Annotated in this window: 23 protein-coding genes and 1 pseudogene; 4 read left to right on the forward strand and 20 right to left on the reverse strand. The window is 49.2% G+C overall.

Annotated elements, in window-relative coordinates; translation table 11 throughout:
• The 12 genes from D9N13_RS12045 to D9N13_RS12100 form a co-directional block, all read right to left on the reverse strand.
• Nucleotides 1–364, reverse strand: a 364-nt coding sequence (locus tag D9N13_RS12045; protein WP_290590087.1) for a hypothetical protein, incomplete at its 3' end; no start/stop codon positions are given.
• 185 nt (nt 365–549) lie between these two features.
• Entirely contained in the window at nt 550–834 is a 285-nt protein-coding gene (locus tag D9N13_RS12050) for a type II toxin-antitoxin system RelE/ParE family toxin (protein ID WP_290590090.1), read from the reverse strand.
• The gene (locus D9N13_RS12055; RefSeq protein ID WP_290590093.1) at nt 834–1,100 is read right to left on the reverse strand and encodes a type II toxin-antitoxin system ParD family antitoxin; all 267 of its coding nucleotides are present in this window, start codon (nt 1,098–1,100) and stop codon (nt 834–836) included. Before D9N13_RS12055 ends, D9N13_RS12050 begins: the two co-directional genes overlap by 1 nt.
• A gap of 53 nt (nt 1,101–1,153) precedes the next feature.
• A complete protein-coding gene (locus D9N13_RS12060) occupies nt 1,154–1,747 on the reverse strand; it encodes a tyrosine-type recombinase/integrase (protein WP_290590096.1) in 594 nt (197 codons plus the stop codon).
• Nucleotides 1,748–1,797: 50 nt separating this feature from the next.
• The gene (locus D9N13_RS12065; RefSeq protein ID WP_290590098.1) at nt 1,798–2,214 is read right to left on the reverse strand and encodes a phage integrase SAM-like domain-containing protein; all 417 of its coding nucleotides are present in this window, start codon (nt 2,212–2,214) and stop codon (nt 1,798–1,800) included.
• Nucleotides 2,198–2,455, reverse strand: a complete 258-nt coding sequence (locus tag D9N13_RS12070; RefSeq protein WP_290590101.1) for a hypothetical protein — start codon at nt 2,453–2,455, stop codon at nt 2,198–2,200. Before D9N13_RS12070 ends, D9N13_RS12065 begins: the two co-directional genes overlap by 17 nt.
• A 206-nt stretch (nt 2,456–2,661) precedes the next feature.
• Complete coding sequence (locus tag D9N13_RS12075) at nt 2,662–3,126, reverse strand: hypothetical protein (protein WP_290590104.1); 465 nt, start codon at nt 3,124–3,126, stop codon at nt 2,662–2,664.
• Between the two features lie 93 nt (nt 3,127–3,219).
• Nucleotides 3,220–3,702, reverse strand: a complete 483-nt coding sequence (locus D9N13_RS12080; RefSeq protein ID WP_290590628.1) for a hypothetical protein — start codon at nt 3,700–3,702, stop codon at nt 3,220–3,222.
• Between the two features lie 236 nt (nt 3,703–3,938).
• Complete coding sequence (locus tag D9N13_RS12085; protein WP_290590107.1) at nt 3,939–5,420, reverse strand: hypothetical protein; 1,482 nt, start codon at nt 5,418–5,420, stop codon at nt 3,939–3,941.
• Nucleotides 5,411–5,725 carry a toprim domain-containing protein gene (locus D9N13_RS12090; protein WP_290590110.1) on the reverse strand — a complete coding sequence of 105 codons (315 nt, stop codon included), beginning with the start codon at nt 5,723–5,725 and terminating at the stop codon, nt 5,411–5,413. The genes D9N13_RS12085 and D9N13_RS12090 overlap by 10 nt, the downstream gene beginning before the upstream one ends.
• 37 nt (nt 5,726–5,762) lie before the next feature.
• Nucleotides 5,763–6,113 carry a hypothetical protein gene (locus D9N13_RS12095; RefSeq protein WP_290590112.1) on the reverse strand — a complete coding sequence of 117 codons (351 nt, stop codon included), beginning with the start codon at nt 6,111–6,113 and terminating at the stop codon, nt 5,763–5,765.
• Nucleotides 6,114–6,123: 10 nt separating this feature from the next.
• Nucleotides 6,124–6,369: a CHC2 zinc finger domain-containing protein gene (locus D9N13_RS12100; RefSeq protein ID WP_290590115.1), complete on the reverse strand. Its 246-nt coding sequence runs from the start codon at nt 6,367–6,369 to the stop codon at nt 6,124–6,126.
• Between the two features lie 85 nt (nt 6,370–6,454).
• Here D9N13_RS12100 and D9N13_RS12105 point away from each other — a divergent pair, with 85 nt between their 5' ends.
• The 3 genes from D9N13_RS12105 to D9N13_RS12115 are packed head-to-tail and all read left to right on the forward strand — an operon-like array spanning nt 6,455 to nt 7,348.
• The gene (locus tag D9N13_RS12105; RefSeq protein ID WP_290590118.1) at nt 6,455–6,829 is read left to right on the forward strand and encodes a helix-turn-helix domain-containing protein; all 375 of its coding nucleotides are present in this window, start codon (nt 6,455–6,457) and stop codon (nt 6,827–6,829) included.
• Nucleotides 6,830–6,846: 17 nt separating this feature from the next.
• On the forward strand, nt 6,847–7,143 hold the full coding sequence (locus D9N13_RS12110) for a BrnT family toxin (RefSeq protein WP_290590121.1): 297 nt from the start codon (nt 6,847–6,849) through the stop codon (nt 7,141–7,143).
• A 4-nt stretch (nt 7,144–7,147) separates the two neighbouring features.
• Entirely contained in the window at nt 7,148–7,348 is a 201-nt protein-coding gene (locus tag D9N13_RS12115) for a hypothetical protein (RefSeq protein ID WP_290590124.1), read from the forward strand.
• A 50-nt stretch (nt 7,349–7,398) separates the two neighbouring features.
• Here the strand turns inward: D9N13_RS12115 and D9N13_RS12120 are convergent, their stop codons facing one another.
• The 3 genes and pseudogenes from D9N13_RS12120 to D9N13_RS12130 all read right to left on the reverse strand — a co-directional run bounded on the left by D9N13_RS12120 (nt 7,399) and on the right by D9N13_RS12130 (nt 8,704).
• The gene (locus D9N13_RS12120; protein WP_290590126.1) at nt 7,399–7,875 is read right to left on the reverse strand and encodes a hypothetical protein; all 477 of its coding nucleotides are present in this window, start codon (nt 7,873–7,875) and stop codon (nt 7,399–7,401) included.
• Between the two features lie 334 nt (nt 7,876–8,209).
• A pseudogene (locus tag D9N13_RS24330) lies at nt 8,210–8,311 on the reverse strand (RHS repeat-associated core domain-containing protein); the annotation flags it as partial.
• A 12-nt stretch (nt 8,312–8,323) separates the two neighbouring features.
• Nucleotides 8,324–8,704 (reverse strand): hypothetical protein, encoded by a 381-nt coding sequence (locus D9N13_RS12130; RefSeq protein ID WP_290590129.1) that lies wholly within the window; start codon nt 8,702–8,704, stop codon nt 8,324–8,326.
• Nucleotides 8,705–8,781: 77 nt separating this feature from the next.
• Between D9N13_RS12130 and D9N13_RS24265 the strand changes: the two genes are divergently transcribed.
• Nucleotides 8,782–8,919: a helix-turn-helix domain-containing protein gene (locus D9N13_RS24265; protein ID WP_317622501.1), complete on the forward strand. Its 138-nt coding sequence runs from the start codon at nt 8,782–8,784 to the stop codon at nt 8,917–8,919.
• A gap of 77 nt (nt 8,920–8,996) precedes the next feature.
• Here the strand turns inward: D9N13_RS24265 and D9N13_RS12135 are convergent, their stop codons facing one another.
• From D9N13_RS12135 to D9N13_RS12155, 5 genes are all read right to left on the reverse strand, one after another.
• The gene (locus D9N13_RS12135) at nt 8,997–9,512 is read right to left on the reverse strand and encodes a tetratricopeptide repeat protein (protein ID WP_290590132.1); all 516 of its coding nucleotides are present in this window, start codon (nt 9,510–9,512) and stop codon (nt 8,997–8,999) included.
• A 318-nt stretch (nt 9,513–9,830) separates the two neighbouring features.
• Complete coding sequence (locus tag D9N13_RS12140; RefSeq protein ID WP_317622502.1) at nt 9,831–9,953, reverse strand: RHS repeat-associated core domain-containing protein; 123 nt, start codon at nt 9,951–9,953, stop codon at nt 9,831–9,833.
• 323 nt (nt 9,954–10,276) lie between these two features.
• The gene (locus tag D9N13_RS12145) at nt 10,277–10,516 is read right to left on the reverse strand and encodes a ClpX C4-type zinc finger protein (protein ID WP_290590135.1); all 240 of its coding nucleotides are present in this window, start codon (nt 10,514–10,516) and stop codon (nt 10,277–10,279) included.
• Between the two features lie 40 nt (nt 10,517–10,556).
• On the reverse strand, nt 10,557–15,509 hold the full coding sequence (locus D9N13_RS12150) for an RHS repeat-associated core domain-containing protein (protein WP_290590138.1): 4,953 nt from the start codon (nt 15,507–15,509) through the stop codon (nt 10,557–10,559).
• Between the two features lie 398 nt (nt 15,510–15,907).
• Nucleotides 15,908–19,510, reverse strand: a complete 3,603-nt coding sequence (locus D9N13_RS12155; RefSeq protein ID WP_290590141.1) for an EAL domain-containing protein — start codon at nt 19,508–19,510, stop codon at nt 15,908–15,910.
• Between the last annotated feature and the right edge of the window lie 236 nt (nt 19,511–19,746).

Below are 19,746 nucleotides of genomic sequence, written 5' to 3' on the forward strand. Positions count from 1 at the left end.
GCCGCAAGATCAACCAACATCCTAGAGAGGATACCATTCCAATAAAACCCATACTCACGACATCGCTTAATTGTGCTGAGCTTGGTAATCGTATGATCACAGCTACCAATACTCCAATTATCAATCCCCCTCCTAACATGGGCCATAATTTAATAAATTTAAATTTATACAGCAGCATAATGCCTGGAAGCCCAAACAAGACCATCGCTGACATTGAATAAAAATAGAAAAGTGGAAACAAACCGATGGCGGATAGAAATTCTATCCGCCAACTCACCAAAATGAGTAAAATCCCTAGCATTGCCGAAATGACAGGAGTAAAAAGAATTACAGTCAAAAGGGCTCTAACTCTTTGCATCCACATTCAGAAAGCATCCCACTCATCACTTGCCTGTGATCGAAGGCACTGCCCTGCTCGCTGGCACATTATTTTTAACGGAGTGATCCACCAGGAAGCGGGATAATGGTTTGTTGTTTGAGGGTTGGCACGGTGGAAGCCTGGCGCCTTGCGTTGCAGGTCTTTTTTGCAACGCATGTGATCAGGCGGATTTAGAACACTAAACGGGTATCTCGACTGCTGACCAACACTCTCACTAATTCTGCTCCGTTGTCTATCGGGCGGTAATACAACACATAACGATCTACCGGGAAGCTTTTCATGCCTTCGCCCAGTTCCGGGCGTTCCACACCCAGATCCGTTTCCGCCAGCTTCTGGGCTTTGTCATTCAACTTATCCAGGAAGCGGTCGGCATTCACTGGGCTGGCTTCAGCAATGTATAACCAGATCTCGATTAAGTCTGCTTCGGCTTCCGGTGAGATGATCAGTTCCGGCATTAATCTCCGTTCCTTTTGTTCAGTAGCTGCCGCCCTCGAGCTTTGATCTGCTCCATATCCAGGGGCTTACCCTCGCCCCGCTCCAGGGAGTCCAAGCCCTGCTGGATGTCGGCTTTGAGGGCTTCCAGCTTCATGGCTTGCAGGCTGTCCCGCTCTTCCAGCAGGCGCAGGGCTTCGCGCACCACTTCACTCACGGAGTTGTACATGCCAGTGGCAACCTTTTGTTTTATATAGTTTTCCAGTTGAGGTGTCAGGGATACATTCATGCTCATCACCAGGGGTATTAGGGATTCAAACAGCCCTATAATAGCAATCTTTGCTAATTATTGTTATTCCCAGTCCTCCCCTTCCTGTTCCAGGGTATCCAGTACAGCCTGGACGCTGGGTTCGGCGGTTTCTTCTTCCCCCCACCCCGGATCACCCGCTTCATCCGCGCCGGATGGGTCAAGGTATGCACTTCTTTCAGCTTCTTGATGCTCACCTGGGTATAGATCTGGGTGGTGTCCATTCGGGCATGGCCCAACATCGCCTGGATAAAGCGGATATCCGCCCCGTTCTCCAGCATGTGGGTGGCCATGGAATGGCGGAACAGGTGGCAGGAGCCTTTCTTGCCGATATTCGTGGCGTTGATGTAATTGCGCACCAGGGCGGTTAACCGATTGGGGTGGAACAGTGTGCCCAGGTTGGTGAGGAACAGGGCCTGTTCGCTCTGGGCGGTGGCCAGCTCCGGGCGCACTTCGTTTAAGTATTTTTCAACCCAAGCCACGGCCCGTTCGCCAATGGGCAACATGCGATCCCGTTTGCCTTTGCCCTGGCGAACCATCAGGGTGCCTCGATCCAGATCAATGTCGTACAGACCCAGGTGGATGAGCTCTAATCGTCGTATACCGGTGCTGTAGAAGGTTTCGGTCACGGATGCCTAAAACCGCGGTGGTGCCGGTCTGGTTCAGTACTGTGGCCATTTCACTTTCGGTGAGGATGGCTTTTACCCAGTCTTGGTAATTCCAGTTCCGAGGCCGGGTTATACAGAATATGGTTTTCCTTGGTCAGCCATTTAAAAAAGGCTTTCACCGGCACCATGCGGGTGTGCTGGCTGTTGGCACTCAAGGGATCACCGTTCTTTTTACGGTGGTGATGCAGGTGCTTTTGATAACGCTCCAGAATCGGCTTGGTGACGTGCTGGGGCCGGATGACGGCCCGTTGGTAGCACCAGTCAATAAAGTAGCCCAAGTACTCCCTGCGGGTGCGTACGGTGTTGGGGGAATATTGTTTGACCGCCATCCACTCGAAGCAGCGTTCGGCATAAGCTGTTAACCCGTGCGGGTCGGCCACATAGCTGTGGTAAGTGCTGGCTTGGGATAGGTCACCGGCCTGACTCATGGCTTTGCACTGAGCGACTAACCCCCGACACCCCACCGACCTGGGGCCGACCTAACCCCGGCGGCACTTTGTTTTGCCCCGACCACTTCGCATCACACTGTAATGTTTCAGGGTCAATCAAGCCGGTTAAATGATGCTGACCGTGCATGGATTCCTGACTGAACAGCAGTTCATACACGAACGCCTGACCTCGACCACTGCGGTGTACCGGCACGTATTCCATGTCTTCCAGTCGCTTCATGTGAATTTTCAGTTGGGTATTGCCCCACCCGGTAAACGCTCTCACCTCTTTGCGAGTAAAACGGTAATCCGTTTGTTTCAACCGCGATGCACAATCACTTTAGCAAGTCACAAGACCCGACGCACGATTTCGCTTATGCGGGAACCGGGACATTCTGCTAGCGGGTTGTTCACTTTGGTTGCCCCAAGAGCCGCCGCACGGTATTTTCATCGGTTAATATTGCGAAAATATGCAAGCACGTAATGTTGTTCGATTTCAATCCAAAAAATCAAACTTGCTTTATCTTTTTCAAACGGAGCAATATTTTTATAAATCATCCCATTTAACAATGGATGGAATATTCCGTCCTCATTCAATGCTAATGAAACAAGCCCGAAATATTCATTAATATCTTCAATTATTACTTTTGTTAGATAATTCCATGCGCGTTCGTTTGGTACATGTTCTTTAGCCAAAAAGCCATTAAAAACCATGCTTTCTATATTCTTGAAAATTGAAACATGATCAGCTTCTTCGTACTTCAGCTTTTTTTCCGATATTTTCTGCCCAAACGTGTCAAGATCTTCTTTCTTCGAATAGAATCGCGCTCCAAAGGCATAGTTTGTACCACAAAGCCTTTGGAGCGCTTTCAAATATCCATGTAATTCGAACACATATTTTTCTGCATTCATAATGTTTTATTGGACCAGCAGTGAGCATTTCAGATACAGTACTGAACAAAATATTAATCTGATCAGTACGCCTTTTCCTTTCGAATTTATAGCCTACTTACAATCAGGCAATGCTGCCTCAAGGTTTCTCAGCGCATCTGTTAGCCTGTCTATTCTTTCCCAATGGCCAGGATCTCCTCCATTATTATCTTCACAATTCTGCTCCCTACCTTTAATGCGATTCTTCAAAGCAGTAATTGCCTCAATAAGAAGTTCACACGACTCTTCACCTGTAAGGTTTTCGCCTAGATTGAGGGCATCATTTTCATCCCCTTGATCATAGCCACCATATGGATCTGAATAGGTATCATCATCCCAGTCACCCCAATCTCCATCCCAACCACTAAGCTGAATATTTGTATTATTTATAGCTGCCAACAACGATAGTGCAAAAGCTGTTGTAGTGGTCAATCCAAGTGCCGGAGCAAACAGGAGAAAGAAAAACTGCCCATCCGGATCGTAAGCCATAAGGGGGTTCTGACCCGCATACCCGTAGGTATTAATCCCGCCCTCTAACCCAATCGGATCAGGTGTGATGTATCGTCCGCCTACGTGCGATCCTACCTACAATCGGTCACAACCCCAACGCCATCAATCACTTAAAGATCCTACACCCCGATGCTATTTCACTTTAGCAAGTCACAGGCCCCTACGCACGTTTTCGCTTATTTTTGCACTCGCAGGTAAGGTGTTGGGAATCACCAGTTCCGAGGCCGGATTGTACAGTAAATAGTTTTCCTGGGTCAGCCATTTAAAAAACTGTTTGATGCTGGTCAGGTAGTGGTTACGGCTGGTGGCTGACAGCGGTTCACCGTTGGCCTGGCGATAATAAAACAGGTGTTTTTGGTATTCCTCCAATATCGGCTTGGTGATGTCCGGGGCTGTTCCAATCCGCGCTCATCACACCAGCCAATAAAGGGCCGGATGTCGCTGTCACGGCGGTGCAGTCTAATTAAACAGTCTTTTTCCAGTTTGTGGTGTAAGCCCTGCAAGGTGCGTTTCTGGCGTTGAGCGGCGTGGATGGCTTGGGTTTGTTCCCGGCTTTCGTTCACCGACAGCACTACGCAACGGTTTAATAGCTCTTCGTCAATATCAATGGCCGTGGTGTTCATAAACAGCATCACTGGCCCTTCTACCTTGTATTCCTTGGTCACCAGATTGTCGGTAGTATCGTCCTTGCCGGTGCTGGCAATGGTCACTTCGCCTTCACTCTGCAACAGTTGCAGGTTATAGCTAGCGTTGCTCGCGCCTTCTTCTTCACTGATCGCCAGTATTTTGTTTTTTAAGTTGGTTTCACCCATGTAAAACAAGCTTTGGCCGGTCATGGCACTGTACTGCACCCGTTCTTCTTCCGGCATCAGGGCTAAGATAGCGTCCATCAAATTGCTTTTACCGGCGGCACTGCTGCTTTGGATCATCACCGCCAGCGGCTTTTCTAATTTACGGGATACACAGGCCAGATAGCCGGTTAACTTGTTGGTTTCCTCGCCCACCACTCCGGCGTTGGTAAAGTCCGACAGAACGCGGGTAAACAGATCGGGATCGTGCAACAGTTCTAGCGCGGCTTTACGGTCTTCCGGTACCAGGGCTGTGGATTGCTGGTCGTCGTCATCGGTGTGCTGTTGGCTTTGCTGTTCTTCCAGCGTCAACAACACTTTGCCCAGGTCTTTTTTAAGCACCTCATCTTTAACACCCAGCTCCACACTGGCCTGGTTGATAAACACTTGACGCTGTTTGCTGCTGTAGAGATCCAGCTTATCCATGTGGAACAGTTCATCCCGCTTCACCAGCAACTGGATTTTTAGCTGATCGTAGCCGGTGTTTTTATCCAGGCCACGTATTCGGTAAAGCCGATCACTCAAGGTAATAAATAATTCGTTATCACCATGCTGAACCGAGATACCCGACGAAGGTAACTTTGGCACCGGCGTGGCATTTTCATTAAGCTGTTTTTCTGGCGGTAGCTCACTGGCAGCCGTAATACTGATTTTTTCTTCGTTGGGTACCATTTCCGGTGGCTTAGCAGCTGGAGCAGCTAAAGAAGGAAGCGCTTCCTGTATCTCTGCATCTTCAGCCACGGTGGTAATCTTCGGGGCTTGCCCTGATCCCATCCATTCCTCTTTGCGAATCACCAGCGCCAGACTTTTCTGTGGCGGCGTCATTTTTAACGCATATTCATTTGCATCCATACCCTTGGGGAACAGGATTCTAAAGCAATCATTACCCTGCTGGTTTAACCGCTTCGCTACTTCCACAGCGGCTTTATTCCTGCCTCATCCCGGTCATAAGCAATCAATACGCGCTTAATCTTGTTGGTCAGTAACACTTGTAGAAGCTCGTCGGTAAAACCGTTAATGCCGTAACTCGTGGTCACATGCCGGAAGCCCCAGCGCCAGAAGGTTAAAGCATCGATCAACAATTCGCACAGGATCACTTCGTCCGTGTTGTTTAGACCGACTTCTTTGAACACCCCGGCATGAGGCCCAGGTAAATAGGTGTGCTTGGGCGTTCCGGGGCGCAGGTTATCCAACAGCTTGCGACCATAGACTTCATGAATCACACCATTGGCATCCTGTACTGGAATCACCAGTGAGCCGTTAAAGCGTCCCGGCCCGTGTCTCGATACAGGCCAATACGCTGTAACTCCTCCCGGATGGCTTTGCCGGGTTTTCGGTTTTTTGTGGCAGACGTAACCCCAGGGTACGGTTGGCATAGCCCAGCTCAAACGGATTGATCAGCTCCGCATCGTCCAGATCGCGTTTTTTTAGATAAGCCTGCGCCTCGACTTCCTGCTTCAAGGTCTGGTGGTAATACTCAATCACCTGGCGCAGCATGGCTTGGTCGTCGGCGTTTTCTGAGACTGGGGTTTCCAGCTTGGGCACGGTGTTGGTTTTTACCACCGTATCAGCGGCTAAAGAGGAAGGATCATTGCGCAGCAATTCCACCACGTGCCGGAAGCTAACCCCCCTGGATTTTCATTACCCAGTCGATCACACTGCCCCCTGTACCGCAGGCCCCCAGGCAGTGCCACAGGTTGGATTCGGGACTGATCACCAGGGATGGCGTGCGGTCATCGTGGAAGGGGCACCGACCCAAATAATCTTTGGCGTGCTTGTTCAGCACCACCCCAGAACCTTCCACCAGTCGCACCAGGGAGATGTCCGTTTTCAGGCGGGTTAATTCGTCGTCGGGGATGCGTGCCATATAAGAACGCTATCAAGTAGACTAAACTAGCTTTTAATTATATCATTAATGCTACCTTTGACACCCCATGTATGAAACGGGGATTATGATGCAGCTTTCCCAACTGCGGTTATTACAGCTTATGGATTTCCCCCAACGCCTGGCCACACTCCGCAAGGAGAAGGGCTTTACTCAGCAAACCCTGGCCGATGAGATTGGTCTGCATATCTCACAGCTCAAGCGCTATGAGGCCGGCACGTCCCAGCCTACCCTGGAGGTCTTGCGCAATCTCGCTATTGCGCTTAGCGTGAGCGCAGATGTGCTGCTTTTTGACAAGGAGGAACGGGGGCCGGATGAGGATCTGCGCTTGCAGTTTGAGGCGGTGCAGCAGTTCACCCCGGAAGAGAAGCAGGTGGCTAAAACGGTATTGGAGGGCTTGATCCTCAAGCACGATGCCACTCGATTTAATCGGGTTTCCTAGCCGCTAAAGGGTAATAAATGCAATATAATTACGAATGGGATAGGCTCAAGGCCAAGCTCAATTTGAGCAAGCACGGGGTGGATTTTAAAGAAGCCTGCAAGGTGTTCGATGATCCCATGGCCATCACGTTGTTTGACGATGAGGAATCCACCCCGGAAGAAGACCGTTGGGTGACCATCGGACAAGCCCAAGGCCATTATTATCTGGTGGTGGCACATACCTTTCGCAACCCCACCGAAGACGCCGTGACCATCCGCCTGATCTCAGCGCGACCGGCCACAAAGCACGAGATTCGACAGTACGAGCAAGGGTGATTTTATGCGTGACGAATACGATTTTTCCAAAGGTGAACGGGGTAAGTTTTATAACCCCAATGCCAAGCACAACATACCGGTTTATTTGGATTCCGAGGTGCTGGATTATTTTGTGGAAAAAGCCAAGGTTAAAGGCGTTGAGCTGGATGCCATGGTGAATGACTTGCTTAAAAAGGATATCGCACTGATAGAGGGAGTTAAATAACTCCCTCTTCAATACTGTGATTTTTAATGCCTCAGAATTGAATCCACGAATTAATTTCTTGGTATTGAATCCAACAAATGAAATATAACTGTAACTGAAAATGATAATGACCCTGCCAAAGAACAACCAACAATCAGAACTTCTCGCTCTAGAATCCTATATAAATTAAATACAATAAGAACTGACAAGATTACCGAGATTAATGCGCCAACAAAATTTAAACCAAATACAAAAGGCTCATAAAGTAAAGCTATCGCCTGTTGAACAAACATTCCTGTAAGCAATAAAGCACTCACTAATATAATAATAAAATCGACAATTCTCGTGGCTTGCAAAAAGCTAAAGGATATTAGCACTGACCCTGCTGCAATATAAAAATATAAACTATTGCTTCCCTCATACCAGAACACAGAAGACACAAAATCTTCAGCAATAAACCGAACACTCTGATTAACACTAAATAACCAAGGCAAAGCAACAAAAGAAGCGTTTGAAACCAAAAAAGCTCTATTTATCACAATCTTCACATTCCGACGCCATTTTCTGATCGATATTTTTATTTAATGTATCTTCTCCTAGATCCTTCCATTTATACCATGGCGGGTCTGTGTCTACGGAGAAATTAGTAAATCCATCAGCATATGAATACAATTGACCACTTGGAGATACTCCAGTTTTCGATATCGAACCAAGGGCAGTTTGACCCTGCGCATCACCGCCTTGCCCTCCACCTGTCACGGTAAATGTTTTCTTGTCGCCGTTCGGGCAAGAACATGTGCATTTATAAGTAAACTGCTTTCTACCATCTAAAACAGTTCCATTACCTCCACCAGTATTCGTATTTATACAACTGCATTGATACAGACCTAAAGGATCAATAAAAGAGATAGGATTCCCACCAACATAAGCATAGGTATTCAGCCCACCTGCTAGCCCAATGGGATCACTTTGAACGTATCGTCCGCCTGGTCGTCGTCAAAATTTCAGCAAGAAACATAGCCGCAAGATCAACCAACATCCTAGAGAGGATACCATTCCAATAAAACCCATACTCACGACATCGCTTAATTGTGCTGAGCTTGGTAATCGTATGATCACAGCTACCAATACTCCAATTATCAATCCCCCTCCTAACATGGGCCATAATTTAATAATTTTAAATTTATACAGCAGCATAATGCCTGGAAGCCCAAACAGGACCATCGCTAACATTGAATGGAAATAGAAAAGTGGAAACAAACCGATGGCGGATAGAAATTCTATCCGCCAACTCACCAAAGTGAGTAAAATCCCTAGCATTGCCGAAATGACAGGAGTAAAAAGAATTACAGTCAAAAGGGCTCTAAATGCTTTCATGAATTACTCTTTGCATCCACATTCAGAAAGCACCCCACTCATCTGATTGCCCCAATTTGTAAGTGCTCTCTCAACTGATGCAGCAAATTACTGCTTTCATTCAAGCCCGTGTGTGGACACAGGCCGAAGCCGCTACCCGTTGTGGCGTCACTCAGCCCAGGATTAATGATTTACTGCGGGGTCGGGTTTCCAAGTTCTTTTGGATGCGTTGGTGAAATTCGCTGCCGAGCTGGGGCAGCGAGTGACGGTTGAGATTGAGGCGGCGTGAGCCGCCTCATCGGTTACTGCTAGGTCATTCTTTGAGAGCTTCAGCTAACTCAGATTTAAGCTTAACAGCAGGTTTTACTAGCTTAATATCAATCAGCGACTCAAGATCTATCTGTTTCCCATATTCTTGGGATTCGCATCCACTAGATGCCTTTTCCCTCCAGAAGTTGGACGACTCTATATCCACTTCCTTTCCATAACCACCTTTCGCATAACAGATAGAAAGAAAATGGCTTGCACCATTGTCCCCTTCTTCCGCTGCCTCCTCAATTAGCATCATCGCTAACTCAGTATTTTTTGGAACGCCTCCGTCTCCCTTAAGAAACATACTTCCCGCATTCCATTTCGCATTAACGTATCCTTTCTTTAGAGCCTGGCAATACCAATAAAGGCCACCAAACTCATCCTTCTCCACAAAATTACCTGATGCCAGCTTGGCCCCTAAAATATTTTGCGCCTCTGGATCACCATCTTCAGCTAAACTTTGCTGAAAAAAAATCTCTTCCGCTTTCTCCGCGATTTTTTCTCTGCTTAATTTCATTTTTACCTCTGGGTTCTACCACTTCTAGGGCACCGAACAGGCTTCCCATTCTCGAAGCAAGGAGAATGTATTCCCATAACCCCAGCCCCCTATAGTGCTCGGGTGATTTTCGCAGTCATCAAATGTTTGCACATTACATCTTACGTATACCTTCCATCTACCACTTTTGTCTCTCCAGGGCCTATCGTTGACCGTGCTGTTAACATTGTTCACTGCCTGGTCTAGTTTATAGGCGAGAATCAATGTAAGACCAGATAGAATTGTTGTGCCTATAATATCTCCACCAGCAATTCCACCAACGGCTAAAAACCAGAAAAACTACCCTGTCGGGTCATAGGCCATTACCGGATTCTGACCAGCATACCCATAGGTATTAATCCCACCCTCCAACCCAATCGGATCTGATGTGATGTATCGTCTTAAAAGTATCAGTGAGCTGATGGTTGAACAGTTTCAGCCTGAGTGATTATTGTGAGTGAGGCAGATTGAGCTGCTTCACTCCATTGACTCAGCAGGACAATCAAAAGCTAAAGACCTGACCCCGTTTTCTCAGACCCCGCTATTCTCGTGCTGAGATAGATTTCAACGCTCTCACTGGACAAATTGGTGAATACAGCCGCCACACCGGGTGAGTGCTTGAATAATGTATAGAGGCAACTCCGCCCCTATTCATTAAATCAACGATCTGCACCCTTTATCTTTAGTCTATTCTGTACGCTTCATGTACAAGTTGTCGATCATATCTAATCGATAACTTGTACAACCTACATATTATTTAGTTCGTTAACCACGGATTCACACACATCAAAAGCACAAGTCTCACAAATGCGTACATTATTTAATCCCTCTACACAGAATAAATACTGCCCTTTACCGCGCTGACAAAATGAACAGTAGGGCGGTGTTGGGTGCGCATTTCTACTAAGCTCGCTAAGCTTTAGTTTTGCTTTCAAAAGCTCACTCTTAGCCCGCTGAAAATCTAACTCGCTATCAATGTCACTCATATTTTTTGCTTACTCGATTCAAGTCACAATGCTTCGGATCTTATCTGCTGTATATGTCGTCCAAAGATGGCGGCTCGGAATATGGCCCGCATTTTTTTTCAAATGCTGCTACCTGCGCTTTAAACCACACTCGTTGTAATGCCACATAACCCATCCTCTGGGGGTCACCTTTCGCTGCCTCCGCCATATTTTCAATAGCATGAAAAGCCTTATTAAGAGTTCTGCGCCATTGTTCACAGTCTGGTGGTTCGTCACCACCGCAATAATCTTCATCATTTGCAGCAGAATCACCCAAAAGATTAGAAAGATCATGGGCAGTTGCATATACCGCTCCAAGACCAAGCAACGACCAAACAAATATTTCAGCACCAGTAACACCTGTGCCCGCACCAGCAAGTAAAAACCAAAACCACTCACCGGTCGGGTCCAGAGCCATAATGGGATTCTGCCCAGCATACCCATAGGTATTAATCCCACCCTCAAGCCCAATCGGATCGGATGTGATGTACCGCCCTAGGCCGGGATGATAATACCGGTTCAAGTTATAATACAGCCCGGTCTCCGCATCGTAATATTGGCCCGGGAACCGAAACGGTTGCTCAACCAGGGCAATCTCCGGGTCCTCTTCTCCGAAGGGTGTTCGATTGCTCTTCCACACCACGTTGCGCTCAGCGTTGGTCACCAGTTCAGGTGTGTTCATATGATCCGTATGAACGTAATAGATGTCATCCGCTGTGGCAGAATTGGCCAGTAATCCCAGTGCCACTCCTATGCCGATAATGCCGCGTTTTAACACTTTACCCACGCCGAGTTGCTTATAGGCAGCCATACCCAATATTACACCAGCAATAATCAGTAATTGCGTCAAAACGGAGGCTTGAACAAAGGCGGCCAACGCAATAATGGGAAGCAGCAATACCCGTACCAGGGGTTTTAACCACTCATGTTGGTTGATAACCCTCACCAAATCCGGTGAATTAGCATAATAGTAGTGCACAAAAGCAGCACCCGGCTCATTTACCAGTAGATAGTCATCCCGGAAATCTCTCAGCACATGCAGATACTGGTGTTCGTAGCTACCGAACGCAGCGGTTGCAATGAAGCAGCCTGAACCGGCTTTCTTAATGGTGTTATTGGCCAGGTTGGGGTCCGTGGTGGAGCTGGTTACGCTGGCCGTCACCGTTTGACTGATATCCACATCAACCGCCGCGGTGATCGTTACCGACAGAATCGTGGTTGATCCGCTGTTCAGATCACCCAGTTCACAGTTAATGGTTTGGCCGGACTGGCTACAGCTACCCTGAGTCACCGTGAAGTTATCAATCGTTATATTGGCCGGCACGTCATTGGTCAGTTGAACGGCGGATGCCGAATCAGGGCCCAAATTTTCCACCGTGATGTCGTAGTTAACCACATTGCCACTGCGTTCACTGGCCAGTGACACGTTCAAGTCAGCCACAGGCTCACTCTGACCCACATCCACCTCCACAATGGAAAGCAACCGGTCTCCCAGATAGATGTATTCCTTGCTGATTCCCCCATCAATATCCGTTTCAGCGATTAACTTACTGGTTAACCCGTAGAGAAAATAGCGAGTGTCTGATCCAATGGTTTTGGAAACCCGCTCAGAGATCGCATTATAATCGTAACGAGCGATGGTATTGGCGCCCTGAAACACACGGGATAAGCGGCCACGTACGTCGTAGTCATAACCGTACTGCCCATCGTTGGTGATGTTGCCCACTTCATCGTAAACATAGGTGGCATTCTGACCGCCGGTGCCTGCCGCGCTCACCGCGTTCAGTCGATTTGAGTCATCCGCAATGGTGTAGGTTTCCGCATAATTCTCGCTCACGGGTGACGCTGCTGTGGCACGTAAAACCCGGTTGCCTACATCATCATAATCGTAGCTTTTTATGCCATACGGGCCAGCGGCTTCGATCAGCCTGATGTTGCCGTCGTAGTCAAAAGATTTACTGTTGTCTGCGTTTACAAGGTCCAGGATTTCAGACAATTCGTTATTGTCATTAAACCCATAATCCAGTGCCTGCAGGTCTGTGGTGCCATCCAGGGTTTGAATCACATCGGGTCGGTAGTGCAAATCATAGCTCTGAGCAAACGCCAAGCCGTTGCCATAGGTAAAGGCACTCACCGGTCCGAATGGCTGATAGTTCACGTTATCCGCCAGGACTATCCAACTGTCTGCGCTTGTTTTTCGCGTTCTGATGCGTTGAGTTCGCGACAGGGAATCTTGAATGTATTCTACTTCCCGGCCGCTCGGGTATATTATTTTGGTCATCGTACCCGCCAGGTCATACTCATATTGAACATTAAAGGATTGACCTCCTATTGTCCGAATATCCCGTACTATCTGGCCCAGATCGTTATAGATCCAACTGGTCTCAATGCCACTTGCTTCAACGATTCGGGTAAGCCGGCCTACCCCGGCATTGGGGAAACCGCTGGTGTTGGTTTCATCATAAAAATAGGTAATATTTTTTTCCGGGGCACTGGGAAAGGTAACCGTTTTGATGCGATTCAGTGCATCGTAGGTATAGTTGATCACCACACCGCGCGCATCGACTTTAGCAAGCAGATTCCCCGCCAAATCATAATCAGTATACTGAGTAATACCGGTATCGGGGCTGTTTAACTGGGTTAGAAAACCAAACCCGTTGTAATCGTAATCCGTGACGTTTTCATTGGCATCAGTAACCGTATCCACCTGGTCCAGATCATCGTACTGATAAACCGTTTCACCACCTTCACGATCCGTTACCGTCTGCAAACGATCAAGGCCATCAAAGCCCTGTACAACGTCAAGCAAATTATAATCCGTTATACGGGTGATATTACCGTTGCCATCGTAAGTGTAGGTTTCCAGTTCCTGGTCGTTGATTCCGAACTTCTTCAGGAGCCGGCCCAACTCGTCAAATGCAAAATTATGCTGTCGCACCAGTTCCCCGTTGCTGGCATGAATGCGCTCAACTTCACGATTACCCAGGGCATTCAGTTCGTACTCAACATACTGATTCAGATTGTTGGTGATACGGGTTAAGCGTTTCGCGTCATCGTACTCATAGTCCAGGCGTACGCCATTGGGTTGCACAATGCTTTGCACCAGGCCATTGGGATAATAAACGTAGTCTGTAATGACATCACCCAGCGCGCTTTTAACAGTAACGGTGTCCAACCAACCACGGGTAGTGTAGCGTAACTCGGTGACCACGTTATTCTCATCGATCATGGTCTGCGGCAGGCCTTCGGCATTGTGATCCTGGAACTGGGTTCGGTGTCCCAGCGCGTTGGTGGTCTGAATCAATAACCCCTGCTCATCAAATGTTTGCACTGTGGTGTCTGCGACATCGGTGCGGGGGCCATCGATGGTAATGGTTTCTACCTTCAGGTTTGCTGCATCATGATAGGTGTAACGGTAATCCCATTGACGTGTTGGATTCCCGGTGGTGAGTAAATCCGTTTGGGTAATCAGGTCAATCCGTTTATTGACGTAGTCGTAATCCGTTTGCCGGTGGCCTGCCACGGTAATGGTATCCGGCCGATACAAACTTTTAATCCAGGTACTGCTGATGGTTCTTCTCACCGGTTCCGGTGCGTTGGATGCTTCTATTCTTTGGGTTTCAAAGCCATCCGCATCAATATCGTAATCGGTAATGTTACCGGCGAAATCAGTGACCAGATCCTTATTACCATTACTGTCATAAGTAATACTGCTGTTGTAGCCCAGGCAATTGGGGCTGGGTTGCCCTTCCACACTGACCAGGCGGGTCATGGTATTCTCAGCACTGCCTATGGTGTTGAAATTGTAGATGGTTTCCTTACCCAATGCATTGCGGATGGTAACGGGTGAAAACGACAGTATCTCAAGTCGATCAGCACCACCGGCATGTTCTGAGACAATTGCCCGGCCCCGGCTATCATAGGTGAAGGTTGCATAACGGTTGCCCCGCTCATCGGTGATACCGGTCAGATGGGTTGGGTACAGCCGTTCGCTGGTGTCTCCGTCGCCATCCCTATCATTGACGTCTAGTTGACTGTCTTCATAATGATAACGAACACGGGGATTATCACTGGTGTTGGCGGGTGTTTCATCGGGATAGATCGCGTATTCAAGGTTCCCCAGGCCATCGTATTCATAACGAAAGACTTTATTGCCCGGAGCAGTAATCGATTGAATATGGTTGGTGCCATCGGCATAGTAGGTGTATACCAATGACCGATTAAACGAATCGGTGATGGTTTCAACTCGACCCTGGACGTCGTAACTGAAGATATGCTTTAAGCCTTGCGGGTTTTCCCGCCACATCAAACGCGATGTAAAAGACCCGTTGGCATTAAATTCAGCCAGATTCATGTAGTATATTTCTTTGCTGCCATCAACCAGCTTTAACTCCCAGAGCTCCTCACCCTGAGTATCGTTGTACATGGTCAACACTTCTTTGGTTTTGGCTTTATGTGGGATAGTGTCACCGGAGCCACTGCCCCAGCGGAAACGCAGCTCACTGCCATCAGGTCGACGTACAGTATATTGATCCACACCATTGTAGTTATTACTGTAAATTGTTGCCGTTTCAATGGAGTTCCAACCGTTGCCGAAATTGCCGGTTATATCGAACTTGCTGCTGCTGTAGAAGCGGGTGATTTCAAGCGGGTATTGGCCACCACCGCTGTAATCCGTGATGCTCTCGTGTTTGGTTCCGCTGGTAATATCGATGGGGTTTCCAACCGGACATTGGTCGGCACCAGCGCAAAATGATTCGCAGAAATTGGTAATGCCAATGGAGGGGCAGCCACCCAGATTCGCCGGCACGCCGCCAAAACACTCCCAAAAACAGCCGTAAAATCCGTTTGGATGATTGGGGCCAAATTCCAGACGTGAAGTATTACAATCCGCAGCAAACGAGATTTGACTGAAAAGCAGTAACGCGAACGCAATAATCTTGGGCATGAGACAAGCGCCGAACCGACTAGCCATGTTTATAGTCCTTTATCTGTTTTTATAGTGTCGTTTAATTGGCTGGCGTCATAAAGCTCAATACCAGACGGACAACACGATAAATAGCGTCGTTATAGTGGTCAGGAATCCGAAATAGATATGGCAAAATAGTTATCTATCAATAAATATTTTGCACTTCCCCCGGTTATCGGCTGGATGCTGGCTGTAGCATAAACAGAGTAATGGCATCCATGCCCGGCCCGCTGTAGGCGAGCAGAGGTTACACTACCGCAATTTTGTTGGCTGGATTGGGATATTTTTATTGAAAAGTGAAATGGTTCATATTTTTTATCCGATGGCGAACTTGAAGGTGGACGTCGTGTTAATTACTGACTGCAATTAACCAACCTATAAACATCCAATTAAGCACCTGTCCGTCACCGGCCCAGGATAAGCCGATTCTCTTGCACAACACGCGCCGTGAACTCTGCCACATCACAAGGGCGTCCCAGCAGGTAACCCTGCACGTAGTGACAGTTTCGTTTCCGCAAATAAGTAAGTTGCTCTTCGGTTTCCACCCCTTCCGCCACCACCTGAATATCCAATTTTTCGGCCATCGCCAGAATGGTTTCGATCAGGGTTTCACTGGTGGGATTAACACCGATACAACTGACAAAGGAACGGTCAATCTTCAGTTTGCTCACGGGGAAACGGGTCAGATAACTCAATGATGAATAGCCCGTGCCAAAATCATCAATGGATATGTCGATTCCCAGTTGCGCCAACTCACGCAGAACGCTTTCAGTGCGGGTGGATTCCGCGGTCAGCAAACGTTCGGTAATCTCCACAATAATTGGTACGGTGGCACTGGCGGAGCGCACCAGTTCGAGCCAGCGATCCAAAGCCTGATCCTTGGTTTGAAACAAGCGCGGGGATACGTTGACAGAAAGCGCTATGGGCTCGGCACGGTCGGCATTGATCCCTTGCAGCGCTGCCACGGCTTTTTCCATAATCATATAATCAACCTGATTAATCAGGCCGGTCTCCTCGGCGATTGGTACAAATTCCACCGGCGAGATCCAGCTGCCATCGGCACGCTGCCAACGGGCCAATGCTTCGCAGGCTGTGGTTTTGCCACTATGGGTAGTAATGATGGGCTGCAGGTGAAAGGTCAGTTCATCATCGAGGATGGCGGTCACCAACGCGTTATACAGATGATGGCGCTGTTCAGATTTGTGTTGCATCTCCTCGGTGTAGAAGTGCCAGCCGTTACGGCCGCTTTTCTTCACTTCATACATGGCCTGATCGGCGTTGATGATCAATTCCTCCGGCACCTTGGCATCAGCCGGGTACAAAGCAATGCCAATACTGGCACCACAATAGACCTCCACTCCCCGCACTGTGAATGCCTTACTGAGGGTGGCCACCAGGGTTTCTGCTATCTTGGCGGGTACGGTTTCATCTTCAAGATCGTTCAGAATCACCGTGAATTCGTCGCCACTGTGGCGGCTTACGGTATCGGAGGCGCGGATACACTGCTGGATTCTGTTGGCCGCTTCACACAGCACCAGATCGCCTTCCCGATGGCCATAGTTGTCATTGATGGTTTTGAAATTATCCAGATCCACAAACAACAGGGCGATGATTTTGTTGTTTCGCTGCGCCTGCGCCATGGCGGTTTGCAACCGATCATTGAACAAAACCCGATTGGGTAAATTAGTTAGCCCATCGTAGTTCGCCTGATGTTCTATCTTGGCATCAGCCAGTTTCTTTTCGGTGATGTCCTGGATTGCGCCGATGACTTCCCGATTACCCTGGTCATCTGTGACAGGATCAGCGATCAAACGCAACCAGGCCTTACGATTCTGCGATTGCAGTTCGAGGTCAATTTCTTTGCCCTGTTGCATCACCTCCCGCAAAGCCTGCGCCATGTCAATGCCCTGTGGCCGGCTGAACAAGTCTACAAACGATTCCAGTGACATCTCCGATTCCATCGAATTCAGCCCGAGCATCATTTGCGCCTGTTCTGATAGTTCATAGACCTGGCCTTTGTTATCCATGCGCCAACCACCCACTTTGGCCACGGTTTCCACCTCCCGCAGGAATTCCGCGGTCTGTCTAACCACTTTCTGGTAATGACGGCGGCTGCTCATGCGCTGGGTTTGGGTGAACAGCAGCAGCATGATCAGCACTCCCACCAGGGTAAATGCCAGGCGCAGGGCAACGATTCTGGCCGGAAGCGTTTCATCATGGGTTTCGGCCAGGGCGGCAATCTGCCAGGATCCTCCGCTGAAACTGATGGTCTGGGTCACCACACCCGCCGTATCAAACAACTCCCCCCGGCCATAAAAGACCTCACCGTCTTTTCCCATACCATCCTTACCCCGGATGGCGATCTTCAGATCCAGTGTTGGATCCAGCATTCCGGCTTCCCGATACACCGCGGCCACATCAACCGGCGCCGACACAATGCCCCACAACCGATGTTCACCCTGCTGGTTGAGAATGCGCACCGGGGCTCTGCCGATCAATGCGGTACCGCCCTGCACCAGATCAAGCGGGCCTGCCACCACCGGCTCATTGAATTCGATGGCGCGCCGAATCGCGGGCAACTGTTGGGCATTAAATCGGTAATTCAGGCCCAGCGCCGCTTCATTACCTGGTAAAGGATAGATGTATTTGATCACCAGATCTGGCGCCGCCGCCAGATTGATCAGTTGCGGATCAACTTTGAGCACGTTTTTCGCGTACTGACTGAACGCCTCCTGGGTCAGGTCCGGATTGGCGGCGATGAAGGCGGCAACCCCGGTCAGCTCTGTCAGATTACGGGAGATCGCCTGTTCCAGTCGGGAACGGATGGTGGACAGGGTTTCCAGTGTACGCAGTGATTGTTGTACATCGTTATCCCGCTGAATCCAGGTTTCCAATCCCTGTTCCACCAGCAGCAGTAACGCCAACACCGCGATCTGTAAACCATAGGCCGGTTTGCCGCGCACCAGGGCTGCGCCCAACAGGATGGCTGCCATCGCCACCACCCCAAGCAACCAGCTCATATCATGCCAGGGTTCCTGGCTGATAATGGGTTTTTTGAACAGCATCGACGCCGGGTCAAAGGGTTGCTCGATTTCTTCCAGGCGTTCCAGAATATCGTAGGTTCTCTGCCAACGCTTGATGTTCACATGTCCCAATTCAACCGCGGGATAGAAGGTGTATTGATCGATACTGTGCGCAAAGGCAAGGTTATAGGCTTTGAAATCTTCATAGCGATACAGGTAACGCGGCAATGTGGCTGAAATGCGATTGGCAATCTCCACCTTGTTGTCCAGCGCGTAGCGCCAGCCATCGAGCGTCGCGCGCCGGAAGCGCGCCACCAGTTCCGGTTGCCGGCGGGCAAGCTCGCCGCTGGTGTAAAGTGTATCGCCGTAAAACTGCACCCCATACTCAGTGGGATGCATCAGGTTCAGCGCCAGCCCCAGCTCACTGGCCCGGCTTTGCGCGGAAACGCTGTAGGTAACCAGCGCATCCGCTTTATCGTCCAGCAGGGTTTCCATGGTCAGGGGTTGATGGACAAAATTGACCCGGTTGGCGTCCACGCCGTTCATTAAGAACATGGCCCGGGCTTCCAGCATGGAATCGTCCACTTCCACCGCCGCCAGCCGCAACTGAGCGGTCTGTTCAATGTTCTGCAACGGGGTCGAGTCCAGGCTCACCAATGCCACCGGGGATCGCTGGAAGATGGGGGCCACCACCACCAGATCGTAACCACGCCCCTTGTTCACCATGATATCCGTGCCGCCGATGGCAAATTGCGCCCGGCCGCTGATCAGCTCTTCCAGCGGCGACACCACCTGGCCGTCCGGCCTGGCCCAGGAACGGATTTCCACCGCCAGGCCTTCACGCTCGTAATACCCCTGCCAGAGTGCCGCATAATAACCGGCAAACTGGAATTCATGTTCCCACTTCAGCTGCAGCACCACCTTGTCGGCACTGAAAGCATGGCTGCTGCAGAACAGCAGGGTGAGGACCTTGAAGGCTGACATGATCCAAGTGGCTGTATAACGCATAGGATGGGGTTGAGCGTCTCCAAAATTAAGGCGCGGGCTGGTTTGCGCTTATCAATACGCTGAGAACTTTGCTTAAAATATAGCGAAAAATTGCCGCAAGCGTTCTTTATATAACATCACAACGCTGCCTATTCATCATTGTGATCAGCACCGTGTAGGCATTGTAGCTTGATGCTACGCTGTTTCGAATAGAACCGGTAACCTTTGCTGCT

This window comes from Ketobacter sp. GenoA1 (assembly GCF_003671475.1).
Classification (GTDB): domain Bacteria; phylum Pseudomonadota; class Gammaproteobacteria; order Pseudomonadales; family Ketobacteraceae; genus Ketobacter.